Genomic DNA, 17,349 nt, shown 5'->3' with positions numbered 1-17,349 from the left:
ATTTAAACCACGCAGACATCTCACAATATTTTAATCTTTTGGTGAAAATAACTACATGAAAGAATCGGTATACCAAAAACTGGAAATTCTGGTTGAGCGCTTTGAAGAAGTTCAACACTTATTATCAGATCCAGATGTGATTGGCGATCAAGATAAGTTTCGAGCCTTGTCGCAAGAGTTTTCTCAGCTTGAAGAAGTCACAACAGTTTTTAACGATTATAAGCAGGCAGAAGACAATTTTGCCATGGCTCAAGAAATGTTAAAAGACGACGACCCTGATATGCGCGAAATGGCACAGGAAGAGTTTAAAGAGGCTAAAGAGTCGATTGAAACCTTAACCCACGACTTACAGATTCTGTTGCTACCAAAAGATCCAAACGACGATAACAACTGTTTTGTTGAAATTCGTGCCGGTGCCGGTGGCGATGAAGCGGCAATCTTCGCCGGTGACTTATATCGCATGTATAGCCGCTACGCTGAAAAGCAAGGTTGGAGCAGCGAAGTCATTAACATGAACGAAGGCGAGCATGGCGGTTACAAAGAAATCATTGTTAAATTCAATGGTGACGGCGTATACGGTCAAATGAAATACGAAAGTGGTGGACACCGTGTACAACGTGTACCAGAAACCGAATCACAAGGTCGTGTTCATACCTCTGCCTGTACTGTGGTGGTGATGCCGGAAATCCCAGAATCACAAGCGATTGAAATTAACAAAGCTGATTTGAAAGTCGATACCTTTAGAGCATCCGGTGCTGGTGGTCAGCACGTTAACAAAACGGACTCGGCGATACGTATTACCCATATGCCAACCGGTATTGTGGTTGAATGTCAGGATCAACGTTCTCAGCATAAAAACCGTGCGCAAGCGATGTCGGTACTTGCCGCGCGTTTACAGCAGGCTGAAGATGACAAACGACGTTCAGAAGAAGAGTCATCGCGTCGTTCATTGGTTGCCAGTGGTGATCGTTCAGAACGTATTCGCACATATAACTACCCACAAAGCCGAATGACAGATCATCGTATCAACTTGACTCTATATAGATTAGGTGAAGTGATGGAAGGTAACTTGCAATTGGTGCTTGAACCAATCATGCAAGAAAACCAAGCTGATCTTCTCGCCGCTCTTGCTGAGCAAAATTAAGCTCAGATTAACGGACTGATATGGCCGTGAATCCCTCGCAAAAAATGAGTATAAAGCAGTGTCTGGCATTTGCCAGAGACTGCTTTTTATCATCATCCAAAGATATAAATTCAACTGTTGATAAGCATGACGCTAAAGTCGATAGTGAAGTGTTATTGTGTGATGTGCTCGGTAAAGCAAAAAGTTATTTGTTGACCTGGCCTGACAATGTACTCAGCGAACAACAATATCAAACCTTTCTGGATTATGTAGCACGGCGCAAACGGGGCGAACCGGTCGCTTATATTCTCGGTACGCAAGAGTTTTGGTCTTTGTCGTTTAAGGTCGCGGATTGTACCTTAATTCCAAGAGCCGATACTGAAACTTTAGTCGAAGCGGTGTTAAATAATCACCCGCAACAACAGGGGACATTGCTCGACTTAGGCACAGGTACGGGTGCCATCGCCTTGGCGTTGGCACATGAAAAGCCACATTGGCGAGTTGATGCGGTAGATTACCATCACGATGCGGTCAATCTTGCTAAACAAAACCGTGAACGCTTATCACTGCAACATGTCGCTATTTATCAAAGTGATTGGTTTAGTCAGGTTGCTGTTGAAAAAAGGTTTGATGTTATCGTCTCTAACCCACCTTATATAGACGAGCACGACCCTCATTTAAGCCAAGGCGATGTGCGTTTTGAGCCGTTGTCTGCTCTGGTAGCAAAAGATAATGGCTTTCGTGATATCCAACACATTATCAATACCGCGCGCGATTACCTAAATAGCGGCGGCGCCTTGTATCTTGAACACGGATTTGAGCAACACCAGGGGGTACAAGCGTTGCTTAAAGAGCATGGATTTCAAAAAATTCATACCTATTATGATTATGGCGGAAACCCACGCATTACCATGGGTGTATATCAATAACCGTCATATGTGTTAGCGCTCTAAGATTTATTGCTTTTGCCAACGGTGTTGCAACAGATAACTTTGCGTTAATTTAAATTTGCTGCTGGCAAATGATGAATATGACGGGCGAAGTTTTTCTGTTTCTTGCTCTACAAAAAACTGTGAACCCATATAAACTATGTCTTGCGGGTTATGTGCGCAAGGCAAGTAGCTCGCTCTTGCCGTCACACTAATGGTTTGATGAGGCTGTGCATTTACGGTTCGTTTGTCTAATGCACATAAATTGCTTAACACATCATCACTTGGTGTCAGTTGCGTTGCTATGCTTTGCTCAATATCAACCTGTAATGGCAAGTTAGCTCCGACCCAGGATATATCCAGTACATCATATCGTGGATCAAAGCCGGCATACTCTGCATTATTGCTAGTGATGCGTAACGGTTGATCAAGGTAATACTTTGCGCGAAACGCGCGATTACCAATATACAGTTCAAATTCAATCTCTTCTATTGTTTCGCTAAATGGCGCAATTTCGAGTTTGTATTGGCTGAACCCAGTTAGGCTACTGGTTTGGTCAAAGTGGCTGGTTAAATCAAATGAGTGACCATTAATATCCATAAAAAATAAGTCACTGTCGCTGATCTTGATAAAGAAGCTTTGCAAGCCATTATCTTCAATTGGTTGAACCTTCATCACCATGGCGTATTCGAGCTGGCCATTTGCACCTTGCTGTTGGTGCAGATCCATAGTTACTTTTAATTCGATGTCACTGTTTTGCAAATCTACGTTATCGGATGTGGTATCACCGGATTCGCAAGCGCTCAGTGCTAAAATCATTAGTGTTGTAATCAGTAGCTTTTTCATAATGTTGTCCATTTTATTATTCGTTAAGCCAGAACAAGGTTAGACATACAAAACTGAAGTTGCTACGGGTTGTGCGAAAGTTGTACAAGATGAAGATTTTGGTATTGAAATATAATACTTTGCATCTGTTGCGAGCGGGGCGTAACGTTTTTTGGGGATGAATATTTAGAGTTCGCTAACAATAGACTGGGTGTTTGAAATACAGCGGATTTGACTTAAAAGACATGTAGATAATGTGTATGCTATATCAACAAGAATTCGTAATAATATCTACTAAAACAGTGGCTAAAACAGTGATTTAAATCCTGGTAAATAAAAAGGGCGTTTACTTATTTAGCAAACACCCTCAACATTATAATAGTCCCTAGTCCCTAGTCCCTAGTCCCTAGTCCCTAGTCCCTAGTCCCTAGCCTTGCGCATTAATACGCTGACCATTAACCGCTTTTGCAGCATCGCTCATCAAATACAGATAGGCCGGCATGATGTCGTCGGCACTGGCGATTTTTGATTTATCTTCGGCTGGAAATGCGGTTTGACGCATTCTGGTATCTGTTGCGCCAGGGTTAATGGCATTGATACGTAAGCCTGAGCCTTCGTATTCATCAGCAATAACCTGCATCATGCCTTCAGTGGCAAATTTGGATACACTGTATGGTCCCCAGAACGCTCGACCTTTATTACCAACGCCAGAAGTTGTAAACAATAACGACGCATTAGGTGCCTGTATAAGAGCCGGCACTAAGGCCTGCGCTAGGTACATTTGCGCTGTGACGTTTACTTGCATCACATCGTCCCAAATTTGGCTGTTAATTTGCGTAAATGGCGTCAATTCACCCAATATTGAGGCATTTAATAACGCGCCATCAAGGTGTTTAAACTGATCGACGATGGTATTAACCATATCTTTATAATGTTGTGCGGTAGCACCTTTCATATCCAAAGGCACGATAGCGGGCTCTGGCAGACCTGCGGCAACAATGTCATCGTAAACCGCTTCCAGTTTTTCAACGGTTTTTCCTAATAAAATCACCGTTGCACCATATTTTGCGTAGGTCATAGCGGCCGTTTTGCCAATGCCATCACCGGCACCGGTTACTAATATTGTTTTATTTTCCAGACAGTTATCTGTCACAATGAATTCAGTCATTAATGTATGCTTCCATTTTGTGCTTGTCCGTATTCTACCTGCTGTTGCTAACGGATTCGACACTAATTTTACAATAAGCTGATTATCAGTTGTTACAATGTGTAAAAAAAAGTAGCAAAATGATCTTTGTTGCGGTAATTTAACTATCTATATAAAGAACTGGTCTTACTAGTTAACAAGTTTCTAACAAATCGCTATAAAAACAATAACATTTGGCGGTAAATAGTTGTTCCTTTGGGGAGAAAAAATGAAAAAACTGATGATAGGCCTTGCGATTGCAAGTGCTCTTGGCTTAACTGCTTGTGATGATGAAACCATCAGCGATGTTGAAAAAGACAATGAGCAACAGGTCGGTAACGGCCAAACTGGTACGCCAGTTGCGAGTCGCATTGTCTTTGATCCAGCCAACGGCGTTCTGTCAGTTCCAAACGACTTATTGTTCCAAGGAACAACGGACGGCACGTTAAACTTTCCTGTACCTGATGCAAACGATTTCTCAGATCCATTAGTTGCTGCCAATACCCTTGACGGTTGGTCAACGCATCAGCCATTCGTGCTTGATGTTGATATGGCCGACGGTATTAGCCTTGACAGCGTTGCCGTGTTTAACACCAATGCCATTACCATTTTTGAAGCGGTAATGGGCGGTGACTTAAATCACGCTGAGTGTGCGCAAGTTCCAGTCAGTATCGCTTGTAAAGGCGGTGACAAACTTGTGTTAGGTGAAGATTATGTCGTACAGGCTGATGGCAGCAGTTTAGTGGTTGTTCCATTAAAACCACTAAAACCAAAAACTACTTACATCATGGCGTTGACTGACAAGTTACTTGATTCTGAAGGTAACCCGGTTTTAGGTTCTGAAACCTATGATCTAGTCGGTCAAGATCCGAGCGTAGCACCGATTACTGACCCATCATTAAGTGGTTTACAAGCGATTTTAAACAGTTTTGAAACGCTAACCGAGCAACAAGGTGTACCACGTGACAGCATCACGTATACTGCGGCAATGACTACTCAGTCTGTGACCGACAGCTTAGGTGTTACCAAGCAATTACTTGCCGCCTCGTTAAACCCGCAAACAGCAATGTTCCCAACCCCAGCGGTTATGGTTGCTGATGCAGGCTTTACAGCTGCCGATGCGTTAATTGCTGCCGGTCGTCTTGACCCTGCTGACCCGGAATTAGTACCACTTTACAAAAGTGCGAAAGTTTACGGTGGCCAGGTAACGGTACCTTATTATTTGAAAACACCTATGACTGGTGAGCTATCAGAAACCACTTCGTGGAGCGCATTGTGTGATTCAGGCGCTATGTTGGCGTTTGCGACTGACTTACCGGCAGAACCACAAAGTCCAACTGATGCAGCATGTATGAGCTTTGGTCTACGTGATTTAGGTATTGATACTGAGCGCAACTTAACAAAATTCAATCCAATTCCAGCGCTACAATCACTGGAAACCCTTGATGTACAAATGACTGTGCCTGACCCAGTTGTTGCCAACATCGTCCGTGCGGCGCTTGGTATGCCAGGTCAAATCGCTGAGCCAGAAAGTGGCTGGCCTGTGGTTATGTTGCAACACGGTATCACTTCTCGTAAAGAAGACATGATGGCGTTAACTGGTATTCTTGCTGCCAATGGTTTTGCAACGATTGCAATCGATCACCCATTGCATAACTCTCGTGGTTATGACCTGGATGATGACGGCGTTGCTGAAGTTGAAGCCGCTGCGAATCCATTCTACTACATCAATATCGCTAACTTAGTGAGTGGTCGTGATAACTTCAGACAAAGTGCGGCAGATGCCATGGCACTTCGTATGGGTATTAACTTCTTGCAAGGTGCGAACATCGATAGCAGCGAAGTGTTCTATGTGGGTCACTCATTAGGTGCATTAACGGGCGTAAACTTCCTAGCAATGACCAACACACCAATGGATCCTATGGTTGATGGTTTGTTCAATGTAAAAGCTGCATCATTAGCATCAGCGGCAGGCGGTGTACCTAACTTTGGTATGGCGTCACCAACATTTGGTCCTTTGATCAAGTACAACTTAGCTATCAGCTTATCGGCTGATTTTGCAGAAGCTGCAGCCTCTGTTGGTGGTGCAAGTGCGTCTCCAGATGCGATGGTTGCGTTTTGGAATGCATTCGAGCAAAACGGCATGGTAACACCTGAAGTTGCTGGTGCTTTTGCTCAATGGACGTTTGCAGCGCAAGCTATTGTTGATTCAGCGGATATGATTAACTACGCCGGTCCACTTCGTGCAAATGGTACACCATTGCACTTAGTTGAGATGGTTGGTAATGGCATGGATGTTCCAGCCGATACCGTTATTCCTCTAGAGGTTGCTACATCACCATTGTCGGGTTCAACGCCACTTATCGGTTTGTTAGGTGTGCCTCAAGTATCGCAAACGACCTTATCAGAAACACCAATCTCAGGTGCGGTTAAGTTTGTTGCCGGTGATCATGGTTCATTGCTTGACCCAACCGCAAGTGCAGCAGCGACATTTGAAATTCAACAGCAAATAGCCGCTTACTTCCTTACCAAAGGAACGGCGATTGTGGTAACCGACGAAAGCGTCGTGTTGCAATAATTATTTACAACATATCGAATAAAAAGGAGGCTTAGGCCTCCTTTTCTTTTGCCCAGTGGTTTTTCATAGAAAATCAATGGTGTACAATCAAACTGATTAACTAAAGCATCAAGTAGGAGAGAGGCTTGGAATTTTTATATGAATACGGCTTGTTTTTCGCCAAAGTCGTAACTTTTGTTATTGCTGTCATCGCGATTATTGCCGCGATAGCTGGCGCAGCGCAAAAACAAAAGCATAAGAAAGGTGAGCTAGAAATATCGGATTTATCGGAACGCTATGAAGATATTGAGCATCACATGTTGGAAAGCTTATTGAGCAAAGACGAGCTTAAACAACGAGAAAAAGAGCTTAAGAAGCAACATAAAGAACAACAGAAAAAACAAAAAGACGGCGAACAAGAATCCGCTGCCCGTTTGTTTGTTATTGACTTTAAAGGCAGCATTGATGCTCGAGAAGTTGATAGTTTACGTGAAGAAATCAGCGCCGTATTGAGTGTCGCCAAACCAAGCGATGAAGTGTTAGTGCGCGTAGAAAGTGGTGGTGGCATGGTCCATGGTTATGGCTTAGCATCGTCGCAACTTGATCGTATTCGTCAACAGCAAATACCGTTAACCATTGCCGTTGATAAGGTTGCTGCCAGTGGCGGTTATATGATGGCGTGTGTTGCCGATAAAATCATTTCTGCACCATTTGCCATCCTTGGTTCAATAGGTGTGCTAGCGCAGATCCCAAATTTCCACAAAGTGTTGAAGAAGAACGACGTCGACTTTGAACAACTTACCGCCGGTGAGTACAAACGCACTTTGACAATGTTTGGTGAAAATACCGAAAAAGGCCGTGAAAAGTTCTTAGAAGAGTTGGAAGATACCCATCAACTGTTTAAACAGTTTGTGAGCGAACACCGTCCATCATTAGATATGGCTCAGGTCGCAACTGGCGAACATTGGTTTGGTTTGCGAGCAAAAGAATTAGGTTTGGTTGATGACATTCAAACCAGCGATGATTATCTGCAAAGCGCGGCAAAAGATAAGAAAATCATTCAAATTAAATTTGAAACCAAAAAAGGTATCGCCGAAAAACTATCAAAAGCCGCATCAATGTCGGTTGAGCGCGTTGTCGGTAAGCTATGGCAGAATAACCGTATATTTCCGAGTTAAGCTATATGAAGCAAGAATTTTGGCATAACTGCTGGGATAAAACACAAATAGGCTTTCACCAAGACGAACTACAACCCTTATTAGTGGAGTACTTTCCGTCTTTGCTTAGTGCGGGTGATAGCCGCATATTTGTGCCTCTTTGTGGTAAATCCACGGATTTATTGTTCTTTGCAGACCGTTTTAAAGTGATAGGCAGTGAATTGAGTGCTATCGCTTGCAAAGATTTCTTTCGAGAAAACCAACTCGATGCGCAAATCACTCCAGCACTTGGCTTTAATGTCTACAAAGCCAATAACGTGGAAATATATCAGGGCGATTTCTTCGCTCTTGATGCCAACTTGTTTCAACCGTTTGATTGGGTGTATGACCGAGCGGCTTTAATTGCTTTACCTGAGGCGATGCGTGCGGATTATGCTTACCACTTGCGCAGCTTTATTAAAGATAAGACTCGCGTCTTTTTGTTGACATTGGAGTTTGACCAAAGCGAAATGGACGGTCCGCCGTTCTCGGTGTCAGAGTCAGATGTGAGACAGTTGTTTGATGGCTTTAAGGTAAGCAAAAAGGCAGAGCGAGATCTGGTAGGGCAAAAGTTTGCGCGCCGCAATTTACCGCTAAGTCATCTAAAAGAGTGTTTGTATATTATCTCTAAGGGCTAAGGGCTAAGGGCTAAGGGCTAGGAGCTAGGAGCTAAGGACTAAGGACTAAGGACTAAGGGCTATTGGCTAAGAACTAAGGGCTAAGAACTAAGGGCTAAGAACTAAGGGCTAAGAACTAAGTACTAAGGCTAAGAGCGAAACATTAAGAGCAAAAATATGTATACATAAAAAAGGCTGGTATTAACCAGCCTTTTTTGTTTTTCAAAAGTAGAGCTTTTACATAACGCTGCTTTACTATTTGTCTTTTAAGTGATGAAAGTCGATGCGATCACCACGGGTATCATCAACACTGTTGTATACATCTTGGTTAAATTGACCTTCAGCTTTACCAACCACAACGGTAACCATAGAATCACCGGTCACGTTAACAGCGGTACGTACCATATCAAGCAGACGGTCAACACCAATAATCAAGCCAATGCCTTCAACAGGTAAGCCAACTTGTGCCAATACCATGGCAAGCATGATAAGACCAACACCCGGTACACCCGCTGTACCAATCGACGCTAAGGTTGCAGTAACAATTACCATAAGGAAATCGGTAACAGTAAGGTCTACGTTAAATACTTGAGCAATAAAGACCGTTGCCACACCTTGCATAATCGCCGTACCATCCATGTTGATGGTGGCGCCCATAGGTACTGTAAACGAGGCAATAGAGTTACCAACACCGAGCTTCTTCGTCGTGGTATTTAATGTTGACGGTATGGTTGCGTTAGAGCTTGCGGTTGAGAACGCGAACATTGCTGTGGTACGCATTTTCTTAATGAAAATTATCGGATTTAGGCCGGTAAGTACTTTCAATAAGGTTGGGTAGGTTAGCAGGGCATGCAAAATTAATACCCCCAACACGGTAAAGAAGTACGCCGCCAGATTAGCAAATGCACTTGGGTCGAGCTTAACGAATAAGGTGGTCATCAAACAGAACACACCGTAAGGTGCTAGGTTCATCAAAATAACAACAAGACGCATGATAACTTCATTTAGGTCTTCAAATTGCTTTGAAATGCGCTCACCTGCTTCACCGGCTAAAGCAACCGCAATACCAAACAACAATGCAAATACGATGACTTGCAGCATGTTGCCTTTGGCAAAGGCATCAAATGGGTTTGATGGGAACATGCCAATAATCACTTGTGCTAAAGTCGGTGCCTCAGCGGCAGCGAAGGTGACCTCAGAGGTCATGTTGACCCCTTCACCTGGTGCAACCAGCAAGCCAGCGAAAATGGCGATGGTGATGGCGATCGCAGTGGTGATTAAATATAAACCAATAGCTCGTCCACCTATGCTACCTATTTTTGAGGTATCTGTAAGTGAGCACGTACCGCACACTAATGAGACAAAGACCAGTGGCACCACCAACATTTTTAAACTGGTGACGAATATTTGCCCGCCAATTTCAAATATGCCATCAACGAAAAATCCTCGGACGTAAAAATCAAAAAGGCCGAGAGGAATAATTAGATCGCCATCTTTTGGCAGCATGGCCTTGAATAACAAACCCAGACCAATACCGGCGATCATGCCAATAACAATGCGGGCCGTTAAACTATTTGCGCTTTCTTTGTTCATATAACAACTCTTGTTGAATTTCTATTGTATTCAGACAATTCTACGTCATTTTCGTTTTAATTGTTAAGTCTTTGTTAATTCTATTGCCTGACTTTTTATTACGCACATCATGTTGCCTAACAGCCTCGTTAACGACAATAAAAATTTTGTATTTAAAGGTAACTATTTTGTTTCTAATCGGTTAAGATGATTGCTGACAAAATAACAATAAATTCAGGGAGAGAGCTTTTTATGAAGCCGCTTAAGCATCTTTTTTACCTGTTCGCGCTAGTGTTTCTTACAGCTTGTGATGGTGATTCGTTTACTGGTAAGGACGAGGAAGGTACCGACCCGACTCAACCGACAACAACCATTGAAGTCGAAATCGATAATACAAGTCTTAGTGCAACATCCCCAGCTACTGTTACCGCAACCGTTAAATCTAACGGTGAAGCACAACAAGGCGTGGTAGTCAGTTTCGATTCTGATATTGCCCTTTTTGACGTTGAATCTGCAACCGCATTAACCAATAGTAACGGTATTGCAATTATTGGCTTAATCGCCGGCGATGTGCAAGGCGCAGGTAGTGTCACCGCCAGTATTGACACTGGTGAAAGTGCCACGGTTGGTTTTGAATCTGCCGGTGATGGTGCCAGTACTGACCCATCTAATGAGGGCAGTGATAATTACGCTGTCACCGTACTTTTAGACATTGACCGTGTTTCCATTGATAAACTTAATCCGGCAACATTAACCGCTACGGTACTAGATGGCAGCGAACCACTTGTTGGCGATGTCGTTACCTTTAGCTCAACCTTGGGTAATCTCGATCCTGCCAGTGGTACGGCACTGACTGATGCAAATGGTGTCGCCACAATTATGCTAACAGCCGGTGATGTCAAAGGCGCTGGTACAGTGACAGCAACAAGTTCCAGCGGTCAATTCAATACCATTGGTTTTGCTACTGAAGGCGATCAGGTTTCGGCGGTAACTGTCGATGTGATCATGGTTGAACCTGGCACAATGAATGAAATATCCGTCATTAACGCCACTACACCTGGTCAATTGATTGCGACTGTAATAGGCATTTCAGATGATGTGATCGTTACTTTTTCAAGTGATTTAGGTGAAATTCCAATTCCGACCGCCATTACCGATGAAAATAACCAAGCCATTGTTGATATTTACGCGGGTAACGCTTTAGGTGCTGATACTGTATCGGCCAGCCTAAAAGACGGTGAAACAGGCGAGAAATTGATTGTTATTGGTGCTACCGACCTGCAAATGGGTAGTGGTGACCCGTTCACTGAAGGGGTTGCTGAGCTTTCTCTAGCAACGGTGTCTGCTGGTGGTACAACGGTTGTCACGGTTGATATCAAAGACGATATGGGCAATGTTTACAACTTACCCGTTGACGTTGAATTCAGCTCAAATTGTGCCATTGCGGGTACCGCAGCTCTTGGCTCGCCGGTTACTACGTCAAATGGTAGTGCAAGCAGTACTTATTTAGCACAAGGCTGTATTGGTGATGATCCAATCAACGTTTCTGCTAATGCCGGCGGTGTTAACTTAACAGCCACGGTTAATGTAAACGTATTAGCCGCAGATGCGGGTAGTATAGAGTTTGTTAGTGCATCACCTGAAAACATTTCCCTAAGAGGTGTTGGTGGTACGGAAAGCTCTACGGTTAAATTCCGCGTATTAGATGTTAACGGTAACCCGGTGCCAAATACATTGGTAGATTTTGGTTTAAATACCGACCTTGGTGGTGTTGCTCTTGACCCTATCCAGGCAACAACAGACAGCAATGGTGTGGTGCAAACCGTGGTTAATTCTGGAACGGTTTCGACATCAGTGCGTGTGACCGCGACCATCAATGGTTTGGTACCGGCGATTTCATCGCAATCTAGCTTGTTGGTTATTTCAACGGGTATTCCTGATCAAGACAGCTTCACTCTATCTGCTGAAACACTTAACCCGGAAGGCTGGGACGTTGATGGCACCGAAGTGGCGATTACTGCACGTCTTGCCGATGCGTTTAACAACCCGGCACCAGATGGCACGGCGGTCTCATTTACCACTGAGGGTGGTTCTATTGAACCGTCGTGTGTGATAATGGCAGGTGCATGTACAGTGGTTTGGACCAGTCAAGCTCCTCACCCGACAGGACCGGAAGATGCAACCCCAGCGGTTATTAACCCAATTGATTTAACCTTAGGTAACCGTGTCGGTGGTCGTGCGACGATATTGGCGCATGCTATTGGTGAAGAGTCTTTTGTTGATTTGAACGGTAACGGTCGCTTTGATGGCAGCACGGTTCTTGCCGGTCATGCGCAAACAGAGTTACAAGCTTTCCAAAACAACAATGACATATCAGGTAATCCATATGATTTACCAGAAGCATTTGTTGATCACAACGAAGACGGTGTTTTCGACCGTGCGGTTGCTGGTGCTGAAAATGAAACCTATATTGATTTCGACAACTCAGGCACCTATGAAGCCGCCGATACTATATACAATGGTAGTTTATGTGCAGAAGGTCTTGGCGAAGCAGAAGGCTGTGCTGATCAAACATCATTGACCGTACGTGGTGAAATTAGATTAGTTATGTCCGGTAGCGAGGCATTATGGACACAAAATGGTGACGGTGATGCTGATGCCGATCCTGTCAATGGTGTTGATAACGACGGTGTGGTTAACATTCAAGGTGAAAACTCAGCTTGGGCAAGTGTGGTAATTGCTGATTTACATAATCAGCCAATGCCACAAGGTACGGTTGTTGAATTTACGGCAACGGCTGGTTCGATAGTCGGTCCTGATAGCTTTGTATGGCCAAACGAAAACCGTAATGGTGGCCGTGCTTTTCAGGTTACTATTGAAGGTGAAGACGAGCCAAAAACTGGATCATTGTTGGTGGAAGTGACCACGCCTTCGGGACATTCAACTGTTTTTACTGCTTACCCAATTGTGATATCAGCGGTGCCATAAAAAAGACTAAAAGACTAAAAAGCCTCTTCGGAGGCTTTTTTTATATCTGAGAATTAATTTTAATAAGTAAGGCGAATTGTTGGCAAACTGCTTTTTATTTAAGCGAATAGCCATCAAATTGATATTTTTCACATTTTTTTCTTTATTATGCCGTAAAGTTTTGATTATTATGGCGCCTTGAAAAATGTAATTTTGAACCTATCTAATAATCAAATTTCCACTTTTTAAAAAAATTAGTGCTTGTCACTGGGAAATTTTACATATATACCTAATAACAATCGCTTGTATATGTATCTATATATAAGCAGAGTAATTTACGACTCACTGTTAATTTTATATCTTGCATATTAGATGTACCGGCAATTGAAACCGGCATAAAGGAAAGTACAAATTTATGGCTAAATCTCTGGTAATTGTGGAGTCGCCAGCCAAAGCGAAAACAATTAACAAGTACTTGGGCAAAGACTACGTGGTGAAATCCAGCGTTGGTCATATTCGCGATCTTCCAACTTCGGGTGGCAAGAAAGCAGCAACCAAATCTCCTGCGGAAGTTCGCAAGATGACGCCTGCGCAAAAGGAGCGCTATAAAAAGAAACGTGAAAAAGTTGCTTTGTTTAATCGTATGGGTATCAACCCGGAAAAAGATTGGCAAGCGACTTACGCGGTATTGCCTGGCAAAGAAAAGGTTGTTGATGACCTTAAAAAGCTGGCAGAGAAAGCCGACACCATTTATCTCGCGACGGATTTGGATCGCGAGGGAGAAGCGATTGCCTGGCATTTAAAAGAAGTTATTGGTGGTGATGACGAACGTTTTCGTCGTGTGGTGTTTAATGAGATCACGCAAAGTGCCATTAAAGATGCCTTCGAACAACCAAGTGAATTAAATATGAACGGCGTAAATGCACAGCAGGCGCGCCGTTTCCTAGACCGTATTGTTGGCTTTATGGTAAGCCCACTATTATGGAAGAAAGTTGCTCGTGGCTTGTCTGCGGGACGCGTACAGTCTGTCGCCGTAAAACTGGTTGTTGAGCGTGAGCGTGACATCAAAGCGTTTGTACCACAAGAATATTGGGATATTGATGCCAATACCACGACAGCAGCTGGTGACGCGTTAAAACTGGCGGTAAGTAAACACGCCGGTAATACCTTTAAAGTTGATAATGAAAAAGACGCGATGGACGCGGTAGCGACGTTGCAAGACGCCAGTTATGCGGTCACTAAACGCGAAGATAAGCCATCTAAGAGCACACCGTCTGCACCATATATCACATCAACCCTGCAACAAGCGGCAAGTACCCGACTTGGTTTTGGGGTGAAGAAAACCATGATGTTGGCGCAACGTTTATACGAAGCAGGCCATATTACTTATATGCGTACCGATTCAACCAATTTATCAAAAGAAGCGGTTGAAAATTGTCGTCAGTACATCAACGACAATTTTGGTGCAAATTATTTGCCTGACAGTGCTAAAACCTATGGCGCTAAAGCTAATGCACAAGAGGCGCATGAGGCGATTCGACCTTCAAATGTGACTAAAGAAGCGGCATTGCTTGGCGAAATGGAAGTTGATGCGCGTAAATTGTACGACTTAATATGGCGTCAGTTTGTGGCCTGTCAAATGACCGCCGCTCGCTATGATTTAACCACCTTAACCATAACCGCAGCAGACTATCAGTTGCGTGCCAAAGGTAAAGTCTTGCGTTTTGACGGTTGGACGAAAGTACACAGCCGTTCAACAGGTAAGAGTGCTAGCGATAAAGACGTAAACCTACCAGACTTGCAAGTTGGCGATAAGCTGACCTTGGTCGACTTAGATCCTGAACAGCACTTTACTAAGCCGCCATCAAGATTTGGTGAAGCGTCATTGGTTAAAGAGCTAGAGAAACGTAGCATTGGTCGTCCATCAACCTATGCGGCGATTATTTCGACCATTCAAGATCGCGGTTATGTGCGCCTTGAAAGCAAACGTTTTTATGCCGAAAAAATGGGTGAAATTGTCACCGATGCATTATCGGGCAGCTTTGAACACCTGATGAATTATGACTTTACCGCCAATATGGAAAGTCAACTTGATGAAATCGCCGAAGACAAAAGCTATTGGAAAGATGTTTTAAACCTGTTTTATAGCGACTTTACCGGTCAGCTTGAGCAAGCAGACAAAGACATGGATGAAGGTGGCATGCAGCAAAACTTGCCAGTTTTAACCAATATCGAATGTCCTGAGTGTGGCCGTGAAATGGGTATACGTACCGCATCTACCGGTGTTTTCTTAGGTTGTACTGGCTACAACTTACCACCTAAGGAACGTTGTACCAAAACCATGAACTTAACGCCTGGTGAAGAAGCGGTGAGCGTGTTGTCAGAAGACCGTGAAACCGAAGCGCTTATGGCGATGAAGCGTTGTGACAAGTGTGGCACAGCGATGGACAGCTATTTGATCGACGAATCTCGTAAGCTGCATGTGTGCGGTAATAATCCGGTTTGTGATGGTTACAAGCTTGAGAAAGGCGAGTTTAAGATCAAAGGCTATGATGGTCCGGTATTAGAGTGTGATCGCTGTAGCAGCGATATGGAACTTAAAAACGGCCGATTTGGTAAGTACTTTGACTGTACTAACTCAGAATGTAAAAACACCCGTAAACTTTTGGCGAACGGTGAAGCTGCGCCGCCAAAAGAAGATCCAGTTGATTTACCTGAGTTGAAATGTGAAAAGTCAGATGCGTTCTTTAAGTTGCGCGACGGAGCGTCAGGTATTTTCCTTGCCGCCAGTACATTCCCTAAATCAAGGGAAACCAGAGCGCCAAAAGTAGCTGAGTTACATCGTTTTCGCGATAGAATTTCACCTAAGTTCTATTACTTAGCTGATGCGCCGCAACAAGATGGTGATGGCAACGATTATATTGTTCGTTATTCAAGAAAGAATAAAGAGCAATACGTTATGACCGAAATCGATGGTAAAGCCACCGGTTGGGTTGCCAAATTTGTTGATGGCAAGTGGGTTGAAGAGCAGACGAAAAAGTCAAAAGCGAGCAAAACCAGCAAAGCCAAGAAAAAATAGACGTAATCAATGACTCAAAAACCGGCCTTATGGCCGGTTTTTTTATGGGCGTTAGCCTGTGCTGAATTCTATGGTGCGCGGCGAATAGCGGCTGATTACGGATGAAATCACGGCATATTGTTGGATCTGTGTGCAAATTTAGATGTAAGAGTTATATAAATAAACATTCTTATAACAAAAAGTATACAAAAGGCTAGATCCGTATCGATGATTGTTATATATTTTAATTCTAAGAAATGGAGTGTTTATTACAATATGAAACTGCAGCAACTCAGATACATCGTCGAAGTCTTAAATAACAACCTTAATGTTTCCGCAACCGCAGAGAGTCTTTACACCTCGCAACCTGGTATTAGTAAACAGGTTCGTATGTTGGAAGATGAGTTAGGGGTGCAAATCTTTGGTCGCTCAGGTAAACACCTGACACATGTTACTCAGGCTGGTCATGAAATTATTCGTATCGCCTCGGACATCCTTTCTAAAGTTGAAGGTATAAAAGCGGTTTCTCGTGAATACACCCAACCTGATGAAGGCAGATTGCGTATTGCGACGACGCACACCCAAGCTCGTTATGCGTTGCCGGAAGTGATAAAGGGCTTTGTTAAGAAATACGACAAAGTATCTTTGCATATGTATCAAGGTACACCTGCGCAAATCAGTGATGCCGCTGCCAAAGGCGATGCCGATTTTGCCATTGCAACTGAGTCTTTGCATTTGTATAACGATTTGATCATGTTGCCATGTTACCACTGGAATCGCAGTATCATTGTTACTAAAGACCACCCGTTGGCGCAAGTTAGCAAACTCACCATGCAAGATGTTGCAGCGTATCCATTGGTTACTTATGTATTCGGCTTTACCGGTCGTAGCGTGCTTGATAAAGCGTTTCAAAGTGCTCAACTTGACCCTAAAATCGTCTTTACTGCAACCGATGCCGATGTGATCAAAACCTATGTTCGTCTTGGTGTTGGTATTGGTGTGGTGGCAACAATGGCCATTGACCCGGTTCAAGACAGTGATTTAGTGGTTCTTGATGCCAGCCATTTATTTGAGCCAAGCACAACCAAGATTGGATTTAGACGCGGAACCTTCTTACGCAGCTATATGTTTGATTTTATCGAGCGTTTTGCACCGCATTTAAATCGAGACATTGTTACTAAAGCTATGTTGCTGAAAAATAATGAAGAAATTGAACGCTTGATTGGCGATGTTGAATTGCCATTAAAGTAACGGCTTTAAAAACATAGGTAATTACGCATTAAAAAAGGCGCCTTAGGGCGCCTTTTTTATGAATTCTA

At 43.5% G+C, this 17,349-nt stretch carries 11 protein-coding genes; 8 read left to right on the top strand and 3 right to left on the bottom strand.

The features are described from left to right. The first annotated feature begins 55 nt into the window (after nucleotides 1-55). The gene (gene prfA / locus E2K93_RS02025; protein ID WP_135437483.1) at nucleotides 56-1,144 is read left to right on the top strand and encodes a peptide chain release factor 1; all 1,089 of its coding nucleotides are present in this window, start codon (nucleotides 56-58) and stop codon (nucleotides 1,142-1,144) included. A 20-nt stretch (nucleotides 1,145-1,164) separates the two neighbouring features. After that, complete coding sequence (gene prmC, locus E2K93_RS02020; protein WP_228445447.1) at nucleotides 1,165-2,052, top strand: peptide chain release factor N(5)-glutamine methyltransferase; 888 nt, start codon at nucleotides 1,165-1,167, stop codon at nucleotides 2,050-2,052. A gap of 27 nt (nucleotides 2,053-2,079) precedes the next feature. Here prmC and E2K93_RS02015 read toward each other — a convergent pair whose 3' ends face one another. Both E2K93_RS02015 and E2K93_RS02010 read right to left on the bottom strand, forming a co-directional pair. After that, nucleotides 2,080-2,898: a hypothetical protein gene (locus E2K93_RS02015; protein WP_135437482.1), complete on the bottom strand. Its 819-nt coding sequence runs from the start codon at nucleotides 2,896-2,898 to the stop codon at nucleotides 2,080-2,082. A gap of 406 nt (nucleotides 2,899-3,304) precedes the next feature. After that, on the bottom strand, nucleotides 3,305-4,045 hold the full coding sequence (locus E2K93_RS02010; protein ID WP_135437481.1) for a YciK family oxidoreductase: 741 nt from the start codon (nucleotides 4,043-4,045) through the stop codon (nucleotides 3,305-3,307). A gap of 247 nt (nucleotides 4,046-4,292) precedes the next feature. On the opposite strand from E2K93_RS02010, the gene E2K93_RS02005 reads away from it, so the two are divergent. The 3 genes from E2K93_RS02005 to E2K93_RS01995 all read left to right on the top strand — a co-directional run bounded on the left by E2K93_RS02005 (nucleotide 4,293) and on the right by E2K93_RS01995 (nucleotide 8,454). After that, nucleotides 4,293-6,641, top strand: a complete 2,349-nt coding sequence (locus tag E2K93_RS02005) for a VolA/Pla-1 family phospholipase (RefSeq protein WP_135437480.1) — start codon at nucleotides 4,293-4,295, stop codon at nucleotides 6,639-6,641. A 125-nt stretch (nucleotides 6,642-6,766) separates the two neighbouring features. Then, nucleotides 6,767-7,798 (top strand): protease SohB, encoded by a 1,032-nt coding sequence (gene sohB, locus E2K93_RS02000; protein WP_135437479.1) that lies wholly within the window; start codon nucleotides 6,767-6,769, stop codon nucleotides 7,796-7,798. Nucleotides 7,799-7,803: 5 nt separating this feature from the next. Then, nucleotides 7,804-8,454, top strand: coding sequence for a thiopurine S-methyltransferase (locus tag E2K93_RS01995; RefSeq protein WP_135437478.1), 651 nt, complete (start codon nucleotides 7,804-7,806; stop codon nucleotides 8,452-8,454). A gap of 234 nt (nucleotides 8,455-8,688) precedes the next feature. Here E2K93_RS01995 and E2K93_RS01990 read toward each other — a convergent pair whose 3' ends face one another. Continuing rightward, nucleotides 8,689-10,026, bottom strand: coding sequence for a dicarboxylate/amino acid:cation symporter (locus E2K93_RS01990; RefSeq protein ID WP_135437477.1), 1,338 nt, complete (start codon nucleotides 10,024-10,026; stop codon nucleotides 8,689-8,691). A gap of 231 nt (nucleotides 10,027-10,257) precedes the next feature. Between E2K93_RS01990 and E2K93_RS01985 the strand changes: the two genes are divergently transcribed. The 3 genes from E2K93_RS01985 to cysB all read left to right on the top strand — a co-directional run bounded on the left by E2K93_RS01985 (nucleotide 10,258) and on the right by cysB (nucleotide 17,281). Continuing rightward, nucleotides 10,258-12,993 carry an Ig-like domain-containing protein gene (locus E2K93_RS01985; RefSeq protein ID WP_135437476.1) on the top strand — a complete coding sequence of 912 codons (2,736 nt, stop codon included), beginning with the start codon at nucleotides 10,258-10,260 and terminating at the stop codon, nucleotides 12,991-12,993. A 394-nt stretch (nucleotides 12,994-13,387) separates the two neighbouring features. Continuing rightward, on the top strand, nucleotides 13,388-16,051 hold the full coding sequence (gene topA, locus E2K93_RS01980; protein WP_135437475.1) for a type I DNA topoisomerase: 2,664 nt from the start codon (nucleotides 13,388-13,390) through the stop codon (nucleotides 16,049-16,051). A gap of 255 nt (nucleotides 16,052-16,306) precedes the next feature. Next, the gene (gene cysB, locus E2K93_RS01975) at nucleotides 16,307-17,281 is read left to right on the top strand and encodes an HTH-type transcriptional regulator CysB (protein WP_135437474.1); all 975 of its coding nucleotides are present in this window, start codon (nucleotides 16,307-16,309) and stop codon (nucleotides 17,279-17,281) included. The last annotated feature ends 68 nt before the right edge of the window (nucleotides 17,282-17,349 follow it).

The organism is Thalassotalea sp. HSM 43 (assembly GCF_004752005.1).
Lineage (GTDB): Bacteria > Pseudomonadota > Gammaproteobacteria > Enterobacterales > Alteromonadaceae > Thalassotalea_A.
Note: the sequence above shows the minus strand (reverse complement) of the source record. Positions and strands in the feature narration are given on the sequence as shown.

What these genes read in the sequence shown, in the direction of transcription:
- prfA (WP_135437483.1), top strand. Translation starts at nt 56, where the DNA reads ATGAAAGAATCGGTATACCAAAAACTGGAAATTCTGGTTGAGCGCTTT.
- prmC (WP_228445447.1), top strand. Translation starts at nt 1,165, where the DNA reads ATGGCCGTGAATCCCTCGCAAAAAATGAGTATAAAGCAGTGTCTGGCA.
- E2K93_RS02015 (WP_135437482.1), bottom strand. Translation starts at nt 2,898, where the DNA reads ATGAAAAAGCTACTGATTACAACACTAATGATTTTAGCACTGAGCGCT.
- E2K93_RS02010 (WP_135437481.1), bottom strand. Translation starts at nt 4,045, where the DNA reads ATGACTGAATTCATTGTGACAGATAACTGTCTGGAAAATAAAACAATA.
- E2K93_RS02005 (WP_135437480.1), top strand. Translation starts at nt 4,293, where the DNA reads ATGAAAAAACTGATGATAGGCCTTGCGATTGCAAGTGCTCTTGGCTTA.
- E2K93_RS01995 (WP_135437478.1), top strand. Translation starts at nt 7,804, where the DNA reads ATGAAGCAAGAATTTTGGCATAACTGCTGGGATAAAACACAAATAGGC.
- E2K93_RS01990 (WP_135437477.1), bottom strand. Translation starts at nt 10,026, where the DNA reads ATGAACAAAGAAAGCGCAAATAGTTTAACGGCCCGCATTGTTATTGGC.
- E2K93_RS01985 (WP_135437476.1), top strand. Translation starts at nt 10,258, where the DNA reads ATGAAGCCGCTTAAGCATCTTTTTTACCTGTTCGCGCTAGTGTTTCTT.
- topA (WP_135437475.1), top strand. Translation starts at nt 13,388, where the DNA reads ATGGCTAAATCTCTGGTAATTGTGGAGTCGCCAGCCAAAGCGAAAACA.
- cysB (WP_135437474.1), top strand. Translation starts at nt 16,307, where the DNA reads ATGAAACTGCAGCAACTCAGATACATCGTCGAAGTCTTAAATAACAAC.